Source organism: Bacillus sp. VA15, from assembly GCF_055721145.1.
In genome coordinates this window covers 88,730-110,977 of sequence record NZ_JBVQPQ010000007.1, presented here as the reverse complement: position 1 = coordinate 110,977, position 22,248 = coordinate 88,730, and the positions used below count along the sequence as shown (strand labels likewise).

Annotated in this window: 21 protein-coding genes and 1 tRNA gene; 8 read left to right on the top strand and 14 right to left on the bottom strand. The window is 42.9% G+C overall.

Going from position 1 to position 22,248, the window contains the following annotated elements; genetic code table 11:
• The first annotated feature begins 18 nt into the window (after window positions 1–18).
• The 6 genes from AC0DBE_RS17125 (at window position 19) to AC0DBE_RS17100 (ending at window position 5,104) form a co-directional block, all read left to right on the top strand.
• A complete protein-coding gene (locus AC0DBE_RS17125) occupies window positions 19–1,272 on the top strand; it encodes an ATP-binding protein (RefSeq protein WP_080490473.1) in 1,254 nt (417 codons plus the stop codon).
• The gene (locus tag AC0DBE_RS17120) at window positions 1,265–1,981 is read left to right on the top strand and encodes a LytR/AlgR family response regulator transcription factor (RefSeq protein ID WP_072565311.1); all 717 of its coding nucleotides are present in this window, start codon (window positions 1,265–1,267) and stop codon (window positions 1,979–1,981) included. Before AC0DBE_RS17125 ends, AC0DBE_RS17120 begins: the two co-directional genes overlap by 8 nt.
• 150 nt (window positions 1,982–2,131) lie before the next feature.
• Window positions 2,132–3,694 (top strand): aspartate/proton symporter AspP, encoded by a 1,563-nt coding sequence (gene aspP, locus AC0DBE_RS17115; protein WP_014115255.1) that lies wholly within the window; start codon window positions 2,132–2,134, stop codon window positions 3,692–3,694.
• Window positions 3,695–3,788: 94 nt separating this feature from the next.
• Window positions 3,789–4,373 (top strand): TetR/AcrR family transcriptional regulator, encoded by a 585-nt coding sequence (locus AC0DBE_RS17110; protein WP_087987555.1) that lies wholly within the window; start codon window positions 3,789–3,791, stop codon window positions 4,371–4,373.
• 81 nt (window positions 4,374–4,454) lie between these two features.
• Window positions 4,455–4,790 (top strand): DMT family transporter, encoded by a 336-nt coding sequence (locus AC0DBE_RS17105; RefSeq protein ID WP_014115257.1) that lies wholly within the window; start codon window positions 4,455–4,457, stop codon window positions 4,788–4,790.
• Window positions 4,790–5,104 carry a DMT family transporter gene (locus AC0DBE_RS17100; RefSeq protein ID WP_014115258.1) on the top strand — a complete coding sequence of 105 codons (315 nt, stop codon included), beginning with the start codon at window positions 4,790–4,792 and terminating at the stop codon, window positions 5,102–5,104. Before AC0DBE_RS17105 ends, AC0DBE_RS17100 begins: the two co-directional genes overlap by 1 nt.
• A 41-nt stretch (window positions 5,105–5,145) precedes the next feature.
• On the opposite strand, the gene AC0DBE_RS17095 is transcribed toward AC0DBE_RS17100, so the two are convergent.
• Both AC0DBE_RS17095 and AC0DBE_RS17090 read right to left on the bottom strand, forming a co-directional pair.
• The gene (locus tag AC0DBE_RS17095; protein WP_014115259.1) at window positions 5,146–5,658 is read right to left on the bottom strand and encodes a DUF3231 family protein; all 513 of its coding nucleotides are present in this window, start codon (window positions 5,656–5,658) and stop codon (window positions 5,146–5,148) included.
• 153 nt (window positions 5,659–5,811) lie between these two features.
• A tRNA-Arg gene (locus AC0DBE_RS17090) sits at window positions 5,812–5,887 on the bottom strand.
• A 270-nt stretch (window positions 5,888–6,157) separates the two neighbouring features.
• Here AC0DBE_RS17090 and clpP point away from each other — a divergent pair.
• Window positions 6,158–6,754, top strand: coding sequence for an ATP-dependent Clp endopeptidase proteolytic subunit ClpP (gene clpP, locus AC0DBE_RS17085; RefSeq protein ID WP_014115260.1), 597 nt, complete (start codon window positions 6,158–6,160; stop codon window positions 6,752–6,754).
• Between the two features lie 70 nt (window positions 6,755–6,824).
• Here clpP and pgmB read toward each other — a convergent pair whose 3' ends face one another.
• The 10 genes from pgmB to AC0DBE_RS17035 form a co-directional block, all read right to left on the bottom strand.
• A complete protein-coding gene (gene pgmB, locus AC0DBE_RS17080; RefSeq protein WP_472962995.1) occupies window positions 6,825–7,499 on the bottom strand; it encodes a beta-phosphoglucomutase in 675 nt (224 codons plus the stop codon).
• On the bottom strand, window positions 7,496–9,181 hold the full coding sequence (locus AC0DBE_RS17075; protein ID WP_472962993.1) for a glycoside hydrolase family 13 protein: 1,686 nt from the start codon (window positions 9,179–9,181) through the stop codon (window positions 7,496–7,498). Before AC0DBE_RS17075 ends, pgmB begins: the two co-directional genes overlap by 4 nt.
• On the bottom strand, window positions 9,174–11,447 hold the full coding sequence (locus AC0DBE_RS17070; protein WP_114151205.1) for a glycoside hydrolase family 65 protein: 2,274 nt from the start codon (window positions 11,445–11,447) through the stop codon (window positions 9,174–9,176). The genes AC0DBE_RS17075 and AC0DBE_RS17070 overlap by 8 nt, the downstream gene beginning before the upstream one ends.
• Window positions 11,419–12,300 (bottom strand): DUF1189 domain-containing protein, encoded by an 882-nt coding sequence (locus tag AC0DBE_RS17065; RefSeq protein ID WP_072182631.1) that lies wholly within the window; start codon window positions 12,298–12,300, stop codon window positions 11,419–11,421. Before AC0DBE_RS17065 ends, AC0DBE_RS17070 begins: the two co-directional genes overlap by 29 nt.
• Window positions 12,301–12,304: 4 nt before the next feature.
• Entirely contained in the window at window positions 12,305–13,141 is an 837-nt protein-coding gene (mdxG, locus tag AC0DBE_RS17060; protein WP_079288792.1) for a maltodextrin ABC transporter permease MdxG, read from the bottom strand.
• Window positions 13,142–14,449: a maltodextrin ABC transporter permease MdxF gene (gene mdxF, locus AC0DBE_RS17055; protein ID WP_014115266.1), complete on the bottom strand. Its 1,308-nt coding sequence runs from the start codon at window positions 14,447–14,449 to the stop codon at window positions 13,142–13,144. It abuts the gene before it with no gap.
• Between the two features lie 39 nt (window positions 14,450–14,488).
• A complete protein-coding gene (locus tag AC0DBE_RS17050) occupies window positions 14,489–15,742 on the bottom strand; it encodes a maltodextrin ABC transporter substrate-binding protein (protein WP_472962989.1) in 1,254 nt (417 codons plus the stop codon).
• 95 nt (window positions 15,743–15,837) lie between these two features.
• Window positions 15,838–17,607: a glycoside hydrolase family 13 protein gene (locus AC0DBE_RS17045; protein ID WP_472962987.1), complete on the bottom strand. Its 1,770-nt coding sequence runs from the start codon at window positions 17,605–17,607 to the stop codon at window positions 15,838–15,840.
• A gap of 110 nt (window positions 17,608–17,717) precedes the next feature.
• On the bottom strand, window positions 17,718–18,668 hold the full coding sequence (locus AC0DBE_RS17040) for a LacI family DNA-binding transcriptional regulator (protein WP_072565318.1): 951 nt from the start codon (window positions 18,666–18,668) through the stop codon (window positions 17,718–17,720).
• 223 nt (window positions 18,669–18,891) lie between these two features.
• A complete protein-coding gene (locus AC0DBE_RS17035; RefSeq protein ID WP_014115270.1) occupies window positions 18,892–19,467 on the bottom strand; it encodes an LOG family protein in 576 nt (191 codons plus the stop codon).
• A 117-nt stretch (window positions 19,468–19,584) separates the two neighbouring features.
• On the opposite strand from AC0DBE_RS17035, the gene AC0DBE_RS17030 reads away from it, so the two are divergent.
• The gene (locus tag AC0DBE_RS17030; RefSeq protein WP_003219846.1) at window positions 19,585–19,905 is read left to right on the top strand and encodes a MazG nucleotide pyrophosphohydrolase domain-containing protein; all 321 of its coding nucleotides are present in this window, start codon (window positions 19,585–19,587) and stop codon (window positions 19,903–19,905) included.
• A 26-nt stretch (window positions 19,906–19,931) separates the two neighbouring features.
• Here the strand turns inward: AC0DBE_RS17030 and AC0DBE_RS17025 are convergent, their stop codons facing one another.
• Together AC0DBE_RS17025 and AC0DBE_RS17020 are read right to left on the bottom strand one after the other, a co-directional pair.
• Entirely contained in the window at window positions 19,932–21,524 is a 1,593-nt protein-coding gene (locus AC0DBE_RS17025) for a SulP family inorganic anion transporter (protein ID WP_014115272.1), read from the bottom strand.
• Window positions 21,525–21,542: 18 nt separating this feature from the next.
• Window positions 21,543–22,136 (bottom strand): beta-class carbonic anhydrase, encoded by a 594-nt coding sequence (locus AC0DBE_RS17020; protein WP_072182636.1) that lies wholly within the window; start codon window positions 22,134–22,136, stop codon window positions 21,543–21,545.
• Window positions 22,137–22,248: the final 112 nt, after the last annotated feature.

Genomic DNA, 22,248 nt, shown 5'->3' with positions numbered 1-22,248 from the left:
GAAAAAGAGAGGGTCATTATGTTGTGGAGTATTTTAAATTATTCCATTGGAGAACTTTCAATTTTTTTCATTTTGATTTTGTTTCTCTCAGATTTAAAAAGGATTTTCATTTTCTCTTTTTTTCATTTCTTCATTATGTTAAACAGCGGTCAATCTTTGCTTTACTTTTCGGAAAATTCAATATTATTGTTGATGTTTTTAAGTTTTATATGTAAACTAAGTATGCGTTTCTCGATGGTTATCACACTTTCAATTATGTTTTCTCAACTTATGGCAAAAGTGATCTCATTATTGATTGTTAGTAACTTATCTATATCCCCCACATCGCTGATTTTCACCCTTATATATTTGTCCATAAGCATACAATCAATATTCTTCATTTCATTCATTAATAAAGTATTTTCATCTGAAATTAGTAAAACACATAAAAGAATTATCCTGATGTTATTTTTGACCATTACATTATCGCTGTTTCTATCGTTGCTAAAACTCCCTAATAAATTTCATATATTTTTTCTAGCTCTCTTACCATTCCTGATTTACATACTGCTAACAAGATTGATTAAATTATTACAAGCTGATTCTAATCTGCTTTTAGAAAGAAAATACTCGAAAAAAATTGAAGATATCATACTCTCATTAAGAAGTAAAAAACATGACTTTTCAAACCACTTACACGTCATAAATCACTTATTTAAATCAAAAAGGTACGAGGATTTACATATATATTTGAATGAATTATGTGCGGATCTGGATGTTTCACAGACTTTAATTCATTTAAACAATAGTTCTATTGCCGGCCTATTACAGTCAAAATACGAGGCAGCTAAAAAAAGAAACTTATCCTTTCATATCGAGGTCAAACATTTAATGCCGAAAACGGGCATGCAAAACTATGAGCTAATACAAGTAATCGGCAATTTACTGGATAATGCATTTGATGCTGAATTTGAGGCAACAAAAAATCAAGATTCAATAGTTCCTCAAGTATCAGTTAGAATCAGTCAGCTTTTAAATTCATTTTTGGTTATTTCTGTTCATAATAAACATTCCGTTATACCTAAGCACAAACACACTCTTATTTTTAAAGAAGGATATTCTACAAAATATAAACATACCGGCCTAGGCTTAGCTTCAATCAAAAAAGTGATTGATAAGGCACAAGGACGGCTTGAAGTAAACAGTTCTGAAAAAAACGGCACTACCTTTTCAATTTTTATTCCTATAATAACTGATAAAATAATTGAAAAAGAAGGTGGACAAGTTGGTTAATGCAGTCATTGCTGAAGATAATCGCCATGTTATGGATATCCTGAAAAAATTTTTAATAAGAAAAAATGTAGAAATAGTAGGAGAAGCATCTGATGGTAAAACAGCCTTTCATTTAACCGATCAGCACCAGCCTCAGCTGTTATTTGTTGATATCGATCTCCCTCAGCTAGACGGCCTATCATTAGCTAAACTTGTAAAAACCAGATATCAGAATATAAAAATTATTTTCACTACAGGTTATAAGGAATATGCATGGAAAGCATTTGAAATTGATGCCATTGACTATTTAGTTAAACCGTTTACAGAAGAAAGGTTAAGTATTTGTTGGGAAAAAATTAAAAAGAACATACGGTTGAATTTGCATTTTGAACCTAAAGACTTTTTATTATTAAAGAATGATAGGGGAATTGATTTTGTCAAAACAAAAAATATTGTTTATATTACTTCCGAACAAAGATACACAAAATTTGTAACATTATCCCATGGTACAAAAAAAATTATAAAAACTCCTGAAACCTTGAAGTCAATACAAGAACAATTAGACCGTAAGAAATTCACTCGAACTCATAAGAGTTATATCGTAAATTTAGATTATGTCAAAAGAATTGAACCATCCGGTCAAACCTATATGATCTACTTTGATCAAATTAACGATTATGCGTATTTAAGCAAACACTACTTAAATCATGTATATGATATTTTACAATAGAAAAAATTATCCCTGTTAATACTTCTACCGTTTTAGTTACACTTTTTCAGGTGCAGCGCTTGCTGCATCTGTTTTTTTATTAGAGCGGTATTCTCTGTTACATATTGGGCATTGTAAGGAATATAAGGCTGGTTTCTAAGGAGGAAGCGGATGTCTAAACAAGGAAATTTTCAAAAATCAATGTCGTTGTTTGATCTGATTTTGATTGGGATGGGGGCCATCTTTGGGTCTGCTTGGCTGTTTGCCGTCAGTAATGTCGCTTCAAAAGCAGGACCCTCAGGCGCTTTTTCCTGGATCATCGGCGGAGCCATCATTTTGTTAATCGGGCTCGTGTACGCGGAGCTTGGAGCCGCTCTGCCTCGTACCGGAGGCATCATTCGATACCCAGTTTATTCACATGGCCACCTTGTCGGCTATTTAATTTCATTTGTCACAATTGTCGCTTACACAAGCCTGATTTCAATTGAAGTGACGGCTGTGCGTCAGTATGTTGCCTATTGGTTTCCCGGCCTGACCATAAAAGGATCTGATTCGCCGACCATTGCAGGCTGGATTTTGCAGTTTGCCTTGCTATGCTTGTTTTTCCTGCTGAATTATTGGAGCGTCAAAACCTTCGCTAAGGCGAATTTCATCATATCGCTTTTTAAATATATTGTCCCGATTACCATCATTATCGTGCTGATCTTTCATTTTCAGGCTGAGAATTTATCTGTTGAAGGATTTGCACCGTTTGGTTTTACAGGTATTCAGGCTGCGATTTCGACAGGCGGCGTAATGTTTGCGTATCTCGGCCTTCACCCGATTGTGGCTGTTGCAGGTGAAGTGCAAAATCCAAAACGCAACATCCCAATCGCTTTAATCATTTGCATTATCGTTTCAACCATCATTTACACTGTTTTGCAGATCACCTTTATTGGTGCAATCCCGACAGAAACACTGAAAAATGGCTGGCCGGCAATCGCGCGGGAGTTCTCATTGCCGTTTAAAGATATTGCGATCATGCTCGGTTTAGGCTGGCTTGCAACGCTTGTCATTTTAGACGCCATTCTGTCTCCCGGGGGAAACGGGAATATTTTTATGAATACGACGTCTCGCCTCGTTTACGCCTGGGCGCGTAACGGCACATTATTTAGCATATTTTCAAAAGTGAATAAAGAAACGGGAACACCCCGTGCTTCACTCTGGCTTTCGTTTGCCATGTCAATTTTCTGGACGCTCCCCTTCCCTTCGTGGAACGCGCTTGTCAATGTCTGTTCTGTTGCGCTCATCCTTTCTTATGCAATTGCACCAATTTGTTCAGCAGCGCTGAGGGTCAATGCGAAGGACTTAAACAGGCCGTTTTATTTAAAAGGAATGGGCATCATCGGACCGCTTTCCTTTATTTTCACGGCGTTTATCGTGTATTGGTCAGGATGGACAACCGTTTCCTGGCTGCTCGGTTCACAGCTCGTGATGTTTTTAATCTATCTCTGCTTTAGAAAATATGCGCCTCAAGAGGATGTCAGCCTTGCCCAGCAGCTGAAATCAGCGTGGTGGCTTGTTGGGTTTTATATCATGATGCTGATCTTTTCCTACATCGGCTCTTTCGGACACGGTTTAGGCATCATCAGCAATCCTGTCGACCTCATTTTAGTCGCCATCGGTTCACTTGCGATTTTCTACTGGGCAAAGTATACCGGGCTCCCGAAAGCCGCTATTGATTATGATAAATAAAGAAGCAAGAATTTTTCTTGCTTCTTTCTTCTTTACAAACACACATACCCGCGATAAAATGAATGATAGTCAGTCATTACAGGAGGTGTTCCTCATGCCAAAACAAACATCGGGCAAATATGAAAAAATTCTGCAGGCTGCCATTGAAGTTATTTCTGAAAAAGGTCTCGATAAGGCCTCTATTTCTGATATTGTCAAAAAGGCCGGCACTGCCCAAGGAACGTTCTACTTGTATTTCTCATCTAAAAATGCCCTTATTCCGGCAATTGCAGAAAATCTTCTCACCCATACGCTGGACCAAATCAAAGGAAGGCTGCATGGAGACGAGGATTTTGGGACCGTTTTAGATATATTAATTGATGAGACATTTCTCATTACCGAACGCCATAAGGATATTATCGTCCTCTGTTACTCTGGGCTTGCGATCGACCACTCCATGGAAAAATGGGAGACGATCTATCAGCCTTATTATTCTTGGCTTGAAAAAATCATCAATAAGGCCATTGAAAACCTTGAGGTAATGAAAGGAATCAATGCAAAATGGACAGCAAGAACGATTATCAACTTGGTTGAGAACACTGCAGAACGATTCTATATCGGGTTTGAACAAGATGAAAATGTCGAAGTGTATAAAAAAGAAATCTTTACTTTCTTAAAACGAAGTTTAGGTACTACTTAAAAAATGACTGGGTAACACCGCTCATTTTTTAATGGTTCAAAAATGACTGACGTTCATTCATAAACTAGAGAGGTGCTTCATATGAATTGGGTGCTTGTTTTTATTGCAGGACTTTTAGAAGTTGTTTGGGCGTCTTCCCTCAAACATGCCGATTCGCTTTTGGATTGGGTCATCATTTTTATCTTAATCGCAATCAGCTTTATCCTGTTGATCCGCTCTTATCAAAAAATTCCGATGGCCGCGGCATACACTGTATTTGTCGGAATCGGAACCGTCGGAACATACATCACCGGTATTGTTTTGGGCGAATCCTTTTCAGCAGCGCAAATGTTCTTTTTAGCTTTATTGCTGGCCGGTATTTTAGGAATGAAGCTCTTTACAAAAGAAAGCAAATCACAGCCGGGAGGTGAAAAATAATGGCATGGTTTTTATTAGTGGTTGCCGGCATAGAAGAAATTATAGCTGCTGTGGCCATGAAATATATCGACGGTACAAGAAAAAAATGGCCGATCATTGTGATGACGATTGGATTTGGCTTATCCTTTTACTGCCTTTCACAAGCGATGCTGATCCTGCCTGCCGGAGTCGCTTATGCCGTCTGGACTGGCATTGGCAGTATTGGCGTTTCGGCGGTCGGGTTCATCTGGTTTAAGGAGCGTTTTCAGCTTTCACAGGTGATTTCTCTTTGCCTAATCCTCACCGGCGTCATCGGCCTGCGTCTTACGGCTTAATTATAAGATAAGGGCATATACAGCTGTATATGCCCTTGCCATTAATCGTCTTGGTGCTTTTGAAGATGAAGCGGCGGCGGGATGAGCCAGCCTTTGTTTTTTAGCAATCTTAAGTATTTTGCGCCGGTTGCCGCTTTCGATACATGGAATTGCCCAAACATCATGGCAATATCCTCACGAATTGACTGTCCCATAATTTTGCTGCATGTCACAAGGCCTGCAGCATTTTGCGCTGCCGCAGAGGCCGCCACATCCGGATCAAGAAACCGCGCACCCGGCGGAATATCTTTAAGATCTGCAGCAGGCGGTTCAGGAGAAGCCGGCGGGAGCGCCACCCCGTTTTCTTTCAGGATCGCACTGATCTGTTTCACTTCATCTTGGCACTTCTCAATGGATTCACGAAGCAGCTTCTTCAAGTCGTCATCACCGACATGATGCAATAACATCTGGTAATTGCCGACCATTTTATTGCCCGCCATCACATAACTCCACAAGCTGAATACCTCACCGTAATGCATCGGTTCATCCTGTGGATTTCCGCTTAAAATACCCATGTTCATCCTCCTCGCAAATTCAATATCACACATCCCATAACGTGCCCGAGAGGAGGAAAATTTATGTTACGTTGAGAAAGATTTTTGAAACAAAACAAAAAAGACAAGAGCGGCGAAATGCCAAACCCTTGTCTTTCCTGTTGTTCTATTGGACGCGCTCGGAGGGATTCGAACCCCCGACAGACGTGGTACCGGAAACCACCGCTCTATCCAACTGAGCTACGAGCGCATATGACTGCGTTATGAGAACGTCAGCACAACTAATTATACGATAATTCCATTGAAATAACAACCCTCTATTTCAAGAGGCCGTTTTTTAGAATCAGACACATCATCTTATTTGGCAATCTAACATACGATGGTTTGAACACCTGTATTTTTGGGGAAAATGGGAAAAAGAGACGACTTTGCATATCTAGCCAGCTTTTTGTTTGACCTTTATTGACCAAAAATGTATCATGTAACTACATACTTACCTAAAAGGTGAAGGAGGAGCATTATGAATTTAATACCTACAGTCATTGAACAAACGAACCGCGGGGAAAGAGCGTATGACATTTATTCTCGTCTATTAAAGGATCGTATCATCATGCTTGGATCTGCGATTGATGACAACGTTGCGAACTCCATCGTGTCACAGCTTTTATTCTTAGAAGCAGAAGACCCTGAAAAAGATATTTCTATTTACATCAACAGCCCGGGCGGCTCTATCACAGCTGGTATGGCGATCTATGATACCATGCAGTTTATTAAGCCAAAGGTATCTACAATTTGTATCGGTATGGCTGCATCAATGGGCGCGTTCCTGCTTGCTGCCGGCGAAAAAGGCAAACGCTATGCGCTTCCAAATAGTGAAGTCATGATTCACCAGCCTCTTGGCGGTGCGCAAGGTCAGGCAACAGAAATTGAAATTGCCGCGAAACGCATTCTCTTGCTTCGCGACAAATTAAACAAAGTTCTTGCTGAGCGTACTGGCCAGCCGCTTGAAGTGATCGAACGCGATACAGACCGCGATAACTTCAAGTCTGCTGAAGAAGCGCTTGAATACGGCCTGATTGATAAAATTCTGACTCGCAACACAGATGAGCAAAAGTAATACTGTAACCTGCAAGAGCTATGTCTCTTGCAGGTTTTTTTCTTTGAAGGCATTCATCCTCTAACGCTTCTTAAAAATGTTTGATTCTATACTGCTCCCATTCCTCATTCAACAGCTCAAGCGTCAAATCACGACTTTGCCTCACAATCAGATCAGCGCCAATCATTGACTGTTCATGACCGACTCCAACCGCAAACATCCCAGCAGATTTGATTGCGGAAATGCCTGCTTCAGCATCTTCTATTGCTGCACAATCAGCTGGGGAAACGCCGAGCAGCGCTGCAGCTGTTAAAAAGATCTCGGGATCAGGTTTTCCGTTCGCGAGAGCTGTCGGGTCAACAATGGCATGAAAATCATCCATAATCCCCAAACGTGTTATAATCTCGGGCGCATTACGACTTGAAGACGCTAACCCGATTTTTATATTTTCACCTTTTAATTCACAAAGAAGCCTGCCGATTCCCGGCAAAAGATTTTCCGGCGTCAATTTGCTGATCAACATTTGATAATATTGATTTTTTAGGTGCATAAGTTTTTGTTTCTCTACATTTGTATACTTTGTTTTCGCACTGCCAAAGGTAAGTATGCTTTCAAGTGACTCTTCTCTGCTGATTCCTTTTAGGCTTTCATTCACACTTCTGTCAAAGGGAATATCGATTTGTTCCGCGATGTGCCTCCAAGCGAGAAAATGATATTCAGCAGTATCTGTTATCACTCCATCTAAATCAAAAATGACTGCTTTCATATGCTAATGCCCATCACAGCTTCATAAGGTTCGAGACAAATGCTCTTTAAGTCAGCCGGCTCCTGCCAGCAGTTGGAAATCAGCACTTTCCAACGCTCATGAATCAGTTCCGCAGGCGCCTCGAAGAGAGCCTTGTCTTCCGACAAATTCACAACGACGAGAAGCTTTTCCCCTCGATATTCACGGAGGTAAGAAAAGATTTGCGGATCATTCTCCTGCAGCAGCTGATAATCTCCATATACCATGACCTTATATTGCTTTCGTAATTGAATAAGCTTCTGATAGTAATAGAAAATCGAATCTTGATCTTCCAGGGACTCTTTCACATTGATATCTTGATAGCGGGAATTTACTGCTATCCAAGGGGCTCCGGCTGTGAAGCCCGCATGTTTTCCGGCATCCCATTGCATTGGTGTTCTCGCATGATCCCGTCCTTTTTTCGTCACGGCTTTTAGAAACTCTTTTTCTGACATCGTTTTGTTTTCGATGACTAGTTCACGATATGCATTTTTTATTTCAAGATCGTCATACATCTCCAGCGGCATATCACTGTTGACCATGCCGATTTCTTCTCCCTGATAAATAAACGGTGTTCCTTTCATCCCGTGGAGAACCGTTGCAAATGCTTTTGCACACTGTTTTCGCAGCTTGCCGTCATTGCCCCAGCGGGAAATAACCCTCGGCTGATCATGGTTTTCAAAATACAAGGTATTCCAGCCGACATTCATTAACCCGGTCTGCCACCTTGTCATCGTCTTTTTTAAAGCAATCACATCAAACGGCTTGATCTGCCATTTCCCATTTGGCGAGTTTTGTTCTGTATCAATATCCATATGTTCAAATGTAAAGATCATATTCAACTCTTGCCTGTTTGCATCTGTGTACTTTTTCGCCTCTTCAATATCAGAGCCGTTTGCCTCTCCGACCGTCATGCAGTCGTAATGAGAAAGCACTTCCCTGTTCATCTCTTGAATAAATTCATGAAGGCGGGGGCCATTCGAATGATAACGTCCGACGATATAGCTGCGGCTGCTATCTGTTTCGTAGTCCGGAAAATCGGTGTACTTGGAAATGGAGCCGATCACATCCATCCGCCAGCCGTCAACGCCTTTATCCATCCAAAATCTCATCAAATCATAAACTTCCCGGCGTACCGTTTCATTTTCCCAATTTAAATCAGGCTGTTTTTTCGAAAAGTAGTGCAAATAATATTGCCCTGTCCCTTCATCTAACGTCCACGCCGGGCCTGAGAAGATCGATCCCCAATTATTCGGCTCTGAGCCGTCCGGTTTCGGATCTTTCCAAAAATAATAATCACGGTAAGGATTGTCCTTTGACTTACGGCTTTTAGCAAACCAGGCATGCTCATCTGACGTGTGGTTCACGACCAAATCCATGATGATTTTCATTCCTCGTTGGTGCACTTCATCAATTAACTGAAACATATCTTCATTTGTCCCAAATTTTTCGTACATGTTTCTGTAGTCGCTGATGTCATAGCCGTTGTCATCCTGCGGTGAATCAAACACCGGGGAGAGCCAGATCACATCCGCCCCGAGATTTTTGATATAATCCAGCTTTTGAATCACGCCTTGCAAATCCCCGAATCCATCTCCATTAGAATCATAAAAACTGCGCGGGTAAATTTGATAAACGACAGCTTCTTTCCACCATTTACTCATCAGGCGTTCTCCTTTCACATCGTCCATTTAGGACAAGCGGTTCCTCATAAACTATCATGTGCAGCGGCTCGCCTCTTAAAAGCTCAAAGATGGCGTTCATTTCGTCAACCGTAACATTGATTAATCGGTTTCGATAATTGATTTTGAACGAATATCCGTCCCATTCTTTCGGCAAAAACGGAGCAAATGACAGCGTCTCATTCCTGATGCGCATGCCCGCAAAGCCCTGAACGATCGCGAGCCAGCTTCCCGTCATTGATGTAATATGCAGGCCTTCTTCCGTGTCATGATTGTAATTGTCGAGATCAAGCCTTGCTGTACGCTTACATAACTCAAGCGCTTTCTTTTCCTTCTTGAGTTCAGCGGCGAGAACCGCATGGACAGAGGGCGACAGGCTTGATTCATGAACAGTCATTGGTTCATAAAATTCAAAGTTTCGCCTTTTTTCTTCCATTGTAAAACGGTCATGAAAAAGGTAAATGCCTTGAAGCACATCTGCCTGCTTAATAAAATTGGAGCGGAGAATCTTGTCCCAGGACCAATTCTGATAAAGAGGCCGCTCAGCTGGATCTAATTCGTCCGCTGATTGCAGGTCTTTGTCCAAGAATGTGTCATGCTGAATAAAAATTTGCAGTTCTTCACTATACGGATAGTACATGTGCTGGATGATATTTCTCCAGGCTTTCAGCTCTTTTTCTTGTACATCAAGCAGGCGGCGTTTTTCCGTTGAGATACTTTCGAGATTTTCTAATGTATACTCCAACGTCCAAGCCGCAATTACATTTGTATACCAATTGTTGTTGACATTGTTTTCGTATTCATTTGGCCCTGTGACGCCGTGAATCATATACTTGTTTTTTCGTTTCGAGAAGTGAACGCGGTCAGCCCAAAACCTGCTGACTTCCACGAGAACTTCTATTCCGTATTCTTTCATATAGCCATGGTCGCCTGTATATTGGACATAATTGCAGATCGCATAGCAAATCGCGCCATTGCGGTGAATTTCTTCAAAGGTGATCTCCCATTCGTTGTGGCATTCATCACCAGTGAACGTCACCATCGGGTAAAGTGCCCCCTTCATCCCCAGTTTGGCGGCATTCCGTTTAGCTGCCTCCAAATGATGATAGCGGTACAAAAGCAGGTTTTTCGTCACCTCCGGCTCGGCTGTCGCCAAATACATGGGCACGGCATATGCCTCAGTATCCCAATATGCGGCACCTCCGTATTTTTCGCCAGTAAATCCTTTCGGTCCGATATTCAAACGGGCATCGCCCCCGTAATATGTCGAAAATAACTGAAAGATATTGTAGCGGATTCCTTGCTGAAGTTCCTCATCCCCTTTAATCTCTATGTCCGCTTTCGCCCATCTTTCCTTCCATTGAGCAGTGTGCCTCCGTTTTGCTTCTTCATAGCCGTTTTCAAGAACACCCGCCAAAAGCTCCTTGGCTTTCGGTAAAAGCTCTGCCTCCCGTAAATCACGAGAAGTCGTGACAATAATAAATTTTTTCAAAGAAGCCTTCGTTTGGTAACTGTAGCGATTCTCGACATACATCCCAGCTGTGTGAGAGCTTTCATTGACAAAACCCTCTGTCACGTTTGCCATTGTCGCTGAAACAGTAAAACGCGGTGTTCCAAATCGATTTTCGATCGTTTTTGTGACTAAATGGCCTCGGTGAGGATCAGCCTCTTTCGCTTCTTCCTGCCAAAACTGTTCTTGGTAGTTAGCATCTTCATTTGTAACATTTCCATCCAGGTAAGGAACAAGCGTAATAACAGCATCTTCTGTCAGGCACTCCGCTTCATAATGAATCGCACAAAGCTCTTTTACGGCAAGGCTAAGAAATCGCTCGGATCTGATTCTGACGATTTTATCCTGAATGCGGACAACAGCGCTTCGCCGCAGAATCCCCTCTTTCATATTGAGTTCTAACTCAAATGATTCGATTTGGTTCTGATAGAGATCGACTTTTTCACCGTCTACATATAGGCCTATGCCAATAAAGTTCATCGCATTGATCACTTTTCCGAAATATTCTGGATACCCGTTTTTCCACCAGCCCACTCGCGTTTTGTCAGGGAACCACACCCCTGCAATATATGTGCCTTGGTGGCTGTCGCCTGAATAGCCTTCTTCAAAATTCCCTCTGACTCCCATATAGCCGTTAGCAAGAGACGTCAGGCTTTCCTGCAGCCGTGTGTGTTCCTTCTGAAATGTATGTGTTTTGATTTTCCATTCATCAATCTCGAATAACCGCTGATTTATCATAATTTCCTCCCGAATGTAAGTTTCCATTATAACGGCGGGTTTTGGCCAAATATCTAAATGCAAAAGAGATCATCAAAGTGACGCCACACGAATGGATCATCAATACAGTGATCAAGTCAAAATGAATCATACCGACAGCAGCTGCCACAAATGCCGGCAGTGCTGATGCACAGATCGCCATAGATGCCGCTTCCTTGAATGACGCAATAGAGATCATGTTTGATATTTTTGTGATCCAGATGCCCCCCGCAAGAACAGCCATTAAAAAAAGCTGAATCATAAAAATCACCGCATATGCCAGCATCATGATCATCGGCTTATACTGTGCCAACCACAATGTATCGATTAAAGCCTCTACATCATGAACGTTCGGTTTCTTGAGCTTAGCGTCCATTTTTGCATAGCCAACAGAAAATCCCGTTCCGTTTTGATCGGCGATCACCAGTTGATCAGATTGAAATACGATGGCGTTATCATATCCAGTTACTTTCAATCGCCCATTTTCACCGCTTGTCTGATATTCATGCTTCATATCTAACGCCAGCAAATTCTGTCCATCTTCAATCTGCCCAGAGCTCTTCCCGCCTGTCAATTTTCCGTTTCTGATTTGAAAACCTTGTAATTGATCAGCAAATTGATCATTAACCTTTTGAATCGCTGACGGCATGAAAGATGTAACACTGAAGCGATCCATTTTTATAAACGAAACCGTAAACGGCGCCATCAAGCAGGCCGTTAAAAACATAAAAAGAAAAGAGAGCTGCAGCCAGCTAAATGTGTTCCCGTAACGGCAAACACCTGACGGAGATGCAGCCGCTTTCAGGCAGCGGATAATATAGCTTTCATTTTTCATCGAATTACCCCTTTGTTCCGCCGGCTGTCAGCCCGGACACAAAGTTCTTTTGGAGAAAAAAGAACAAGACGCATATCGGCAGTGCAGCCAGTATAGCTCCGGCCGCAAACAGGGCGACTTTTTGCTGCTGCGGATTTGAAATGAAGGACTGCAATCCTACAGCGATGGTCAGCCTTTCTGGTGAGCGAAGCAAAAACTTTGCCAGCAAATAGTCGCCGAACGGTGCCATAAACGCCCAAAGCGCTTGCACCGCGAGCATTGGCTTAACAAGCGGCAGCACAATTGAAGCGAAAATCCTCAGATGTCCCGCTCCATCAATTCGCGCGGCTTCATCAATTTCTCTCGGCACAGTATCAAAATAACCTTTCATCAGCCACGTGTTCATCGGAATTCCGCCGCCGATATAAATCGCTGTCAAAAACCAGTATTGATCGAGTGCGCCTATCAGCATCGCCAGAACGTAAAAAGCAGTCAGCGCTGCCATCGTCGGCACCATTTGAATGATTAAAAAGAATACCAGGCTCTTTTTTCGGCCTGCAAACCGATAACGGCTGTACGTATACCCGGCAAGCGTCACAATCGTAACCTGCAATACCATGACCGATAACGCGATGATAAGTGTATTGCTGTACCAATGAAGATAAAGCGTCTCGTCAAACAGCCGCTTAAAATGATCCAAAGTCCAAGAACCCGAAAAATCGAGTTGAAAAGCTGCCGCATTTCCCACACGGAAAGCGGATGATGCCGTAATCAGCAACGGATAAATAATGACAATACTTAAAAGCGTCAAAAATAAATAGGTACAGATTCTATTAAGCATTCTGGCAGTTCTCGCGTTCACCTACATAACCTCCTCATTGCCAAAAGCATTCGATTTTTTGAAAGCAATCAGAGAAATTCCAATGACAATGAAAGAAATTAACAGTGTAACAGCCGCCGCTACGGAATATTGCGGTGATGTGCCTGTTGTCAGTTTATAAATCCAAGAAATTAAGATATCGGTCGACCCGGCCCCGGCTCCCGCGCTGCCCGGTCCTCCCTCATTAAATAAGTAGATGATCGAGAAATTATTGAAATTAAACGTATACTGGGTAATCATCACGGGTGCTGTCGCAAATAAAATCATCGGGAATGTAATATGCCGAAAGCGCTGAATAAAAGTGGCCCCGTCAATCTTTGCCGCTTCATACAATTCACCTGGAATCGCCTGAAGCACTCCCGTTACCATGACATAAATATAGGGAAAGCCGAGCCAGGTCTGAATCATAATGAGGGCTGTCTTTGTCCAGAAAGGATCAGTCTTCCACGCAATCGCCGGCAGCTCTACAAACGGCAGGTGATTTAATAATGGAATCACCTGCGCATTCACCGCCCCTATGCTGTCGTTAAACATGTTGGAAAAACTCATGATTGTAATAAAAGCCGGAACAGCCCATGGAAATAAGAAAATCATTCGGAAAATCCGCTTGCCTTTTATAAAATCCTGATTGACGAAAAGTGCCGTCACGATACCCAAAATGATTTGCAGCGTTGTTGCACAGATTGTCCAGATGATCGTCCAGCCGAGAACATTTACAAATGTTTCACGATAGGAGCCGAGGAAAAAAATATTCAAGAAATTTTTAAAACCGACCCAGTCAATCAGACTGTTAGGCGGAATATGATAAAAATCATAGTTTGTACATGCAACAAACAGAGTCACTAAAACTGGAAAAATAATTACAAACACCATCATGATATATGCCGGCAGTGTAAATAAATATGGAAACCCTTTATCACCCGCATGACAGATCATATCCTTGGCCGTTGTATTGACCTCCAAACCCGCCGCTTTCATAGCGGCGGTCTTACGCGAATCATGAATATTAAAGATATAGAACATGAGGAAAATCAGCGTCACGATCAATTGCAGCGTGCCTTCAATCAGCATAAACAGTGAATGGTCTTCACCGGGAACACTTCCCAATGTAATCAATCCAGTGAGCGCCTGAATGCCGAAAACGCATAATTCAAAAGCAAACAAACCTGTGATGGCAAGAAACAAGATTCCCTTTGAAAACTGCTGATTCGCAATCTGCCCAAGTCCTGGAATGATTGATAAAAGCCCTGCCTTTCGTTTTTGCTTTGCAAGTGTGTGGTGTGTATTCATTATTTCGCCCTCTATTCTTCCGGACGCTACCCCGCCGTTTTATTTCACATACTTTTCTTTGATATTTTCCTTTATGACGTTTACAGCATCATTCGCTGATGTTTGCGCCGCTTTTTTTCCTGAAACTGCGTCAAAAATCAAACTTTCCGCTCCCGTCCATACCTCAGCCATTTCCGGAATATTCGGAGTCGGTGTCGCTGTTTCATATTGTTTAATCACAGCTGACGTCAGCTCATTTTTTTGCTCATCAGCTTTCTTCCTTGCAGCTGTATTAGCCGGAACTTCGTTTGTATCCTCATAAAAAGCGTAAGCATTGGCATCATTTGTAGCATATTCAAGCCATTTTTCAGCCAGTTCGGGTTCTTTTGTATATTTTGATGCAACCCAGCCCTTTCCGCCGGCAAAAGGGGCATATTCTTCTCCATTAGGCAATGTCGGAATGGGAGCCGCTCCGTAGTTCAATTTTGCCTCTTTATAGTTGGCAGCTGACCAAGGTCCGCCGATGATCGCAGCCGCTTTTCCATCTAAAAACATCTGCTGAATAAAATCGTCAGCGCTTGAATTGTCTTGCATGCCTTTTGGCCAATATGATTTAAACCATTTCTCCGCATATTTCACTGCTTCTACAGCCCCTTTATTATTCAGGCCGATGTCCCCGGAATCTGTGCCGTTTTTTCCAAATACGTATCCGCCATAACCGGCCAACAACCCGTACGACATATAAAAGTCAGTCCATTTCGCTAAAAAGCCGGTTGATTTTCCTTTTTCTGAAGCAAACGCAAACCGGGAATCCCCCGTTAATGTTTCCAGATCTTTAAATGTTTTTGGTGCTGTTTGTAAGAGATCTTTGTTGTAATACAAAACTAGTGTTTCAATGACTAGCGGCATTCCATACACCTTGCCGTCAACCGTCACCTGCTGCATCTCTTTATCTCCGAAACTTTTTGTATTAGATGGCTTAATATCAAGCAAATGTCCTTGCTGGCCCAAACCGCCGATCCGGTCGTAGGCGGCAAGCATCACATCAGGTGCATTACCCGCCGGGCCATCAAGAGGAAGCGCTTCCAACTGCTCGAACATTTGCTTTTCAACGACTTTTATTGTGACATCATTCTCTTTTTCGAATGTTGCTTTCATGCTTTCAATGTATTCTTTATAGGTCTCTTCGACAGACACAGTCAGGACCTTTTTGCCATCAGAGCTTGCCGGATCTTTTGAATTAGAACAGGCGGCAAGGCCAAATGTCAGAACGAATGCCGCCAATAAGGCGAACCCCTTTTTAAAAAGTATCATCTTGTTTCCCCCTTCTATTTATGAATCTAAAACAATTGTATTGTTCTATAGAAAGCGGTTACAACAACTTTTGATTTGTTACCGATAACAGAAATTTATACAGGGACGGCAGCACCCAAAATAAAAAATTCTCCCGGCTGAACGGCAATTACATCGTGATGATGAAGCGGCTGCTCTGTCCATACATCGTAGATTTTTTTATTCCTTTCAATATTCAAATCTCGCAAACTGACATGTCGGGTCGCGTCCCCCTGATTAAAGAAATAAATCAGTGTTTTTTCATCAAGATTCCGTGAAAAGCTAATAAAATTGTTTTGGTCATCCAGCAGATTCCACTCAAGACTTCCCTCAGTCAATAAAGTGTTTTCCTGTTTGCGTAAAGCAATCAATCGTTTCATAAATCGCAGCATGTCTCGGTTTTGCTTCTCTTTTTCCCAAACCATACATTTCCGGCATAATGGATCATTTTCGCCGTCCAGCCCGATTTCCGTTCCGTAATAGATGCATGGTGAACCTGTCTGGGCAAACATAAAGGCCAGCAAAGCGCGTGCTTTTTTCTCGTCATGTCGGCATCTGGTCAAAAGGCGTTTTGTATCATGGCTATCCAGTAAATTAAACATCACCTCATTGACCTGCTTCATCCCATTCATTAAATGCGCATTTACACGGTGGGCCATACGCGAGGCTGGAATCGTCCCGTCAGCAAAATATTCAATCATAGGCTCTGTAAAAGGATAGTTCATCACCGCATGAAATTCATCTCCTCTAAGCCAAGGTTCGGCAGAATGCCAGATCTCCCCTAAAATATAAACGTCAGGCTTTTCTGCTGAGACGGCTTGCCTGAATGTCTTCCAAAAAACGTGATCCACTTCATTTGCCACATCCAAACGCCAGCCGTCAATGTCAAATTCACGAATCCAGTACAAAGCAATATCAAGCAAATATCTCTGTACTTCAGGATTAGCCGTATTGAGCTTGGGCATATCAGGTGTAAACGCAAACCTATCATAATTGTCTTCTTTGACAGGAAAAGAGTGAATATGAAACCAGTTTTTATAACGGGATTGAGCTCCGTTTTTCACGACATCCTGCCATTGCGGAGAAGCGCTGCCTATATGATTAAAAACAGCATCAAGCATAATTCTCATCCCCCGTTGATGAAGCTGGCTGACCAATGTACGAAAAAGCTTCGGATCTCCAAAATGCGGGTCAATGGAATAGTAATCCAGCGTGTCGTATTTATGATTAGAAGGCGCGGAAAAGATTGGAGTCAAATAAACTCCGTTTACGCCTAAATCCTCTACATAATCAAGCTTGTCAATCATCCCTTGCAAATCGCCTCCAAAAAAATCATTGACATCCGGATCTTTGCTCCCCCAAGGTAATGCATTCTCCGGTGACAAGTCTTCTCTTCCATTCGCAAAACGCTCTGGAAAAATTTGATACCAAACCGTTGATTTGACCCACTCAGGCGCTTGGAATGTATCAGCCTCGTGAACAAATGGAAGTTTAAAATAATAATGGGTCGTCTCCAGCGTTTTTTCGTTATGAGGGCATACACCTGAACTTCCGAAAAAGATGTCTTCTTGATGGTCTGATATAACAAACGCATATTGCAAACGCCTATATGGCGGCACCACTTCAGCAAACCAATAATCATGCAAGTCTGTTGCGGCAATTTTCCTCATCGGCTGCTCGTTTGCCGACCACCTGCCGACGTTGTATTCATAAGGATCACCCCAAATGAATCGAATGTGATCTGCATCACCTTTTTTTGTCCGAATCTTGATATGCACTGTCCGCCCGTCATAAGAATAAGCATCAGAACTGAACGGCTGATGATGAATCGCTGCATATTCCATCATGTCTCCTCCTTTGAATTCCGTTTTATTTAGGCCGGCTCTTAGTGAAAGTATCATGATGAAATAGCAGGAACAATCCTTTTTACCTTGTTACCGATAACAGAATAAAGCTCTTACAAAGTTGATTCACGTACAATTAACTCCGGCTCAAAAAATAGATTTCCTTGAGCGGCACCGTCTTCATTCATTTTTTTCAATAGCATTCTCGCACAGGCTTCCCCCATTTCTACAACAGGCTGTCTGACCGTAGTCAACCGGGGCGAGGAAATGCGATCAAGAAAAACACCGTCATTCCCGGTCACCGCAACATCTTCCGGAATTCGTTTTCCAAGCGATTGCGCCGCACGAATGACGCCGAGTGCGATTCGATCGGACGCGCAGACAAATGCGGCCTGGTTATCCAGGGATTTCAGCACTTCTCTTGCAAGGCATTCACTTTTCTTAGAACTATTGTCGATCCGATACAGATTCGTTTTTCTAAAGCTTTCATTCATCGCCCGAATATAGCCCTGTTCTCTTGAACGTTCAAAAGGCTCATCTAAATCGATGCCAAAAAAGACAACTTCCCGCTCCCCCAGTCCCATAACATGGCGGGTTGCCATAAAAGTGCCTTTCTCGTTATTTACATCGATAAAGTCATAGCCCATTTCATTTTGCCCAAATACGACCAGCGGTTTTTCAATAGCTTTGATCACACCTTCAAAATCGGTCTTTCTCAACCCGGTGGCAATAATGCCGTCGCATTGGCCAATATTGAGAGAGTTTCTTGTCACAAGCTGCAGAGCATAATGATTGCGATCCAGCTCCCGGCTGATTCCGGTCAGCAGGTTCATGTAATATGGTTCAGTCGTATCCATTTCCTCAAGAATCAACAGTTTGACAACCTGTGTTCTGTTTTGAACAAGCGCTCTCGCCGCATAATTAGGGATGTAATTCAGCTCTTTCATCGCAGAATGAACAAGCTTTTTCAATTCATCTGTCACCGTCTCAGGATGATTGATCACTCGTGATACCGTCATTTTCGAAACATTTGCTTTTTTTGCCACATCTGACAATGTTGCCATTTTCATCCCCCTCCTTACCTGTGCTTATTATCCAAACTAGTGAAAAAGTCCTTTATTACTGCTAAATACGATGCAGGCAAAAGAGAAGTAAAAAAGAGATTTCCCTTAAGGAAATCTCACTTTGTTAAAAAAACTCGATTTTTAATGAATTCTCTGCCCGGCAATAGACCAAATACGCTAGGTGGCGGACTCATTCTCTCCTCTTCCACGTGAAAGTCTCTTTTTAAATTTCTGTCCACTTTTTCTCTAAAATCGGATAAGAGTAGTTCTGCATTTGCTCAATTAACTCATCCGGCCGCGACGAGCTGTGGATCAGTTTTAGATGAGAATCGTTAGAAAATCCTTCTTGAATGCTGTATTTGACCATTTTCATCATTGGTTCAAAATATCCGTTGACATTGTACAGTCCGATTGGCTTTTGGTGGATGCCGATCTGCGCCCAACAAAGCACTTCAAATAATTCTTCATATGTACCGAAGCCGCCCGGCATGGCGATAAAGCCGTCCGCCAGCTCGCTCATTTTGGCTTTTCGTTCATGCATCCCGTTTACTTCAATCAGCTCAGTCAGGTTCTGATGGACAACCTCCCCGCTGAACAAGCCGCTCGGCATGACCCCGATTGCAGTTCCGCCGTTTTCCATAATCGCATCAGCAATCGCGCCCATCAAGCCTACGCGGGAACCCCCATAGACAAGGCCGATTCCCTGCTCAGCCATATACGCGCCAAGCTCTGCCGCTTTTCGTTTATACGCTTCATTCCCCCCCGGGTTTGAGCCCGCAAATACACAAATGGTTTTCATCTTTGTCATCTCCGTATCTATATATCGTATCAAACATTCAAAAATACACTATATATTGTCCCATCTTCATGTGATAATATCAATATGAAATACATAAAGAATGCAGGAGTGATGATGGTGCAGCTGGCTGATGCAGAAAAATGGATGAAAGAGTTTTACGAAAAAAGAGGCTGGACAGAATACGGACCGTTTATTCGAGTCGGCTTTTTAATGGAGGAAGCCGGAGAGCTGGCCCGGGCTGTCAGGGCATATGAGATCGGCAGAGACCGGCCGGATGAGAAGGAATCGACACGAGCTGAGCAAAAACAAGAATTGATTGAAGAAATGGGAGATGTCATCGGAAATATCGCTATTCTTGCTGATATGTACGGAGTTTCTTTAGAAGACGTGATGAAAGCCCACCAAGAAAAACTGACAAAACGATTTGAGCATGCATAAAAAAGCGGCCGCAATGGCCGCTTTTTTTAACCTGTGATTTCATCATGGTGATCAAAGAAATGCTGCTTCCCTATTTTGTGAAATAGGCCTGTTTTATGCAGCAGCTCCTTCGGCTGCGATTGCAGTCCTACAATCATCAGCTTTCCATTGTGGCGTTTAATTCTGTTCATCACGTTCCCAAGCACTGCTTCAGCCGACGTATCCATGTAGTGCACCTTATTCATGAGCAGGATAAGGGTCTTCGGCTTTTTCTGTACATGCTCCAGCAATGAAGATTCAAGGGAATCAATTGATCCGAAAAACAGCGGCCCTTCTATGGCATACATGCTGACAGATGGATCTTCTCTCTTCGCCAGAACAGGATGCGATTCCTGATTGTGGATGCGGGTCGCTTCGCTCATTCTTCTGATAAAGAACACAAATGCGAGCAGCAAGCCGGTTGCCACACCGACGATTAAGTCAAACAGAACCGTTAGCGCAAAAGTCGCTGCCAAAATAAAGGAATCAGCGTTTTTCAGTCTCAGCATGTTTGCGACTTCCTTGCGCTCACTCATATTCCATGCGACAACCATGAGAATCGGCGCCATACTGGCAAGCGGCACATGAGATGCATAAGGCGCGAATACGAGCAAGACAAGAAGAACGACTACACCGTGAACGACGCCGGAAACAGGAGAAACCGCTCCGTTTTTAATATTGGTTGCCGTTCTGGCGATCGCTCCTGTTGCCGGGATTCCGCCGAACAGCGGCGCAGCCATATTCGCAATCCCCTGGCCGACAAGCTCCTTGTTGCTGTCATGCTTTGAGCCCTTCATGTTATCAGCGACCATTGCGGACAAAATGGACTCAAGGCCGCCAAGAAGCGCGATGACAAGCGCTGCCGGAAACAGCATAACCATTTTATCCAATGTAAGCTCAGGAAACTGAAATTCCGGCAAATGGCGAGGAATTTCTCCATAAGTTGACCCGATCGTTGCCATGCGGTCAGGGAAAAACACAACCGCGACCAGTGTGGAAATCAGAAGCGCCAATAAAGCGCCCGGTACTTTAGGCATCACTTTGGCAGATACAAGCAAAATGACAAGCCCGATCACTGCTGTCAGAATGGCATACACGTTAAAGGTGCCGAGCTTCTGTGCGATTTCAAACATGTTGTGATGAAAGTTCTCATGTTTTTCAACATTTCTTAAACCGAGAAAATTAGCGATTTGCTCAGTAAAGATCAGCACGGCAATTCCGGCTGTAAAACCGACGATAACAGGTTTTGGCACGAATTTCATTATTTTTCCGAGCTTAAACAGCCCGAACAGCACCAGCATCACCCCTGCCATAAACCCTGCAATCAGCAGGTTCTCCAAGCCGTACTGTATCACAATGCCAAATAGAATCGGGACAAAGGCGCCTGTCGGACCGCCAATTTGATATTTGGATCCCCCAAACAAAGAAATACAAATCCCTGCCACAACAACAGTGTACAGCCCGTATTCAGGCTCGACTCCCGAGGCAATGGCAAACGCCATCCCTAAAGGAATTGCCACGACACCTACTACGATACCTGCAATCAGGTCTTTCTGAAATTTCTGCAAATTGTATCCCTTGAATCTCCCTGAGAATCGCATATTTTGTTATAACCTCCCTTATGAATTTGTGTTTATGAGCTCAGTTTCATAACCGTTAATGACGACATCAAGTTTTCCTGTTTCAGGGTGAATGACAAGCCCGTGCACCGGCACCTTTTTCGGCAGCAGCGGATGATTCTTGATCATATTCACACTGTGGGAAACGCTTTCTTCTACGCTGTGAAAGCCGGTCAGCCATGATTTCAAATCGAGTCCGGCGCTCGACAGCAAATTCAGGCAGCTTTCTTCCACTCCGCGTTCCTTTGCTTTCTCGAGAATCGAAGTTGCATTTAATCCTGACATCCCGCACTCATGGTGACCGACAATGCACACCTCTTCAGCCTGCAATTCATAAATCGCAACCAGTATGCTTCGCATCACGCTTCCAAATGGGTGAGAAACGATGGCTCCCGCGTTTTTTACAATTTTAGCATCACCGTTTTTAAGCCCCATTGCTTGCGGAAGAAGTTCTGTGAGCCGTGTATCCATACAGGTGACAATGACGAGCTTTTTTGAAGGAAATTTTGTCGTTTTGTACGGTTCATACTTCTTCTCTCTGACAAACCGCTGATTGTGTTCCAAAATTGATGTTAAAGAAACCATTTGATTCATCTCCCATCCATATGATTTTGCAAGCCTTCTTACCCAGCTTACAGTAAGGAATTATAGCATAGGAACACGCCGCGAAAAGGCTTTCAAAAAAAGACACTATAATTGGACTGTA

What these genes read in the sequence shown, in the direction of transcription:
- AC0DBE_RS17125 (WP_080490473.1), top strand. Translation starts at nt 19, where the DNA reads ATGTTGTGGAGTATTTTAAATTATTCCATTGGAGAACTTTCAATTTTT.
- aspP (WP_014115255.1), top strand. Translation starts at nt 2,132, where the DNA reads ATGTCTAAACAAGGAAATTTTCAAAAATCAATGTCGTTGTTTGATCTG.
- AC0DBE_RS17110 (WP_087987555.1), top strand. Translation starts at nt 3,789, where the DNA reads ATGCCAAAACAAACATCGGGCAAATATGAAAAAATTCTGCAGGCTGCC.
- AC0DBE_RS17105 (WP_014115257.1), top strand. Translation starts at nt 4,455, where the DNA reads ATGAATTGGGTGCTTGTTTTTATTGCAGGACTTTTAGAAGTTGTTTGG.
- AC0DBE_RS17100 (WP_014115258.1), top strand. Translation starts at nt 4,790, where the DNA reads ATGGCATGGTTTTTATTAGTGGTTGCCGGCATAGAAGAAATTATAGCT.
- AC0DBE_RS17095 (WP_014115259.1), bottom strand. Translation starts at nt 5,658, where the DNA reads ATGGGTATTTTAAGCGGAAATCCACAGGATGAACCGATGCATTACGGT.
- clpP (WP_014115260.1), top strand. Translation starts at nt 6,158, where the DNA reads ATGAATTTAATACCTACAGTCATTGAACAAACGAACCGCGGGGAAAGA.
- pgmB (WP_472962995.1), bottom strand. Translation starts at nt 7,499, where the DNA reads ATGAAAGCAGTCATTTTTGATTTAGATGGAGTGATAACAGATACTGCT.
- AC0DBE_RS17075 (WP_472962993.1), bottom strand. Translation starts at nt 9,181, where the DNA reads ATGAGTAAATGGTGGAAAGAAGCTGTCGTTTATCAAATTTACCCGCGC.
- AC0DBE_RS17070 (WP_114151205.1), bottom strand. Translation starts at nt 11,447, where the DNA reads ATGATAAATCAGCGGTTATTCGAGATTGATGAATGGAAAATCAAAACA.
- AC0DBE_RS17065 (WP_072182631.1), bottom strand. Translation starts at nt 12,300, where the DNA reads ATGAAAAATGAAAGCTATATTATCCGCTGCCTGAAAGCGGCTGCATCT.
- mdxF (WP_014115266.1), bottom strand. Translation starts at nt 14,449, where the DNA reads ATGAATACACACCACACACTTGCAAAGCAAAAACGAAAGGCAGGGCTT.
- AC0DBE_RS17050 (WP_472962989.1), bottom strand. Translation starts at nt 15,742, where the DNA reads ATGATACTTTTTAAAAAGGGGTTCGCCTTATTGGCGGCATTCGTTCTG.
- AC0DBE_RS17045 (WP_472962987.1), bottom strand. Translation starts at nt 17,607, where the DNA reads ATGATGGAATATGCAGCGATTCATCATCAGCCGTTCAGTTCTGATGCT.
- AC0DBE_RS17040 (WP_072565318.1), bottom strand. Translation starts at nt 18,668, where the DNA reads ATGGCAACATTGTCAGATGTGGCAAAAAAAGCAAATGTTTCGAAAATG.
- AC0DBE_RS17035 (WP_014115270.1), bottom strand. Translation starts at nt 19,467, where the DNA reads ATGAAAACCATTTGTGTATTTGCGGGCTCAAACCCGGGGGGGAATGAA.
- AC0DBE_RS17025 (WP_014115272.1), bottom strand. Translation starts at nt 21,524, where the DNA reads ATGCGATTCTCAGGGAGATTCAAGGGATACAATTTGCAGAAATTTCAG.
- AC0DBE_RS17020 (WP_072182636.1), bottom strand. Translation starts at nt 22,136, where the DNA reads ATGAATCAAATGGTTTCTTTAACATCAATTTTGGAACACAATCAGCGG.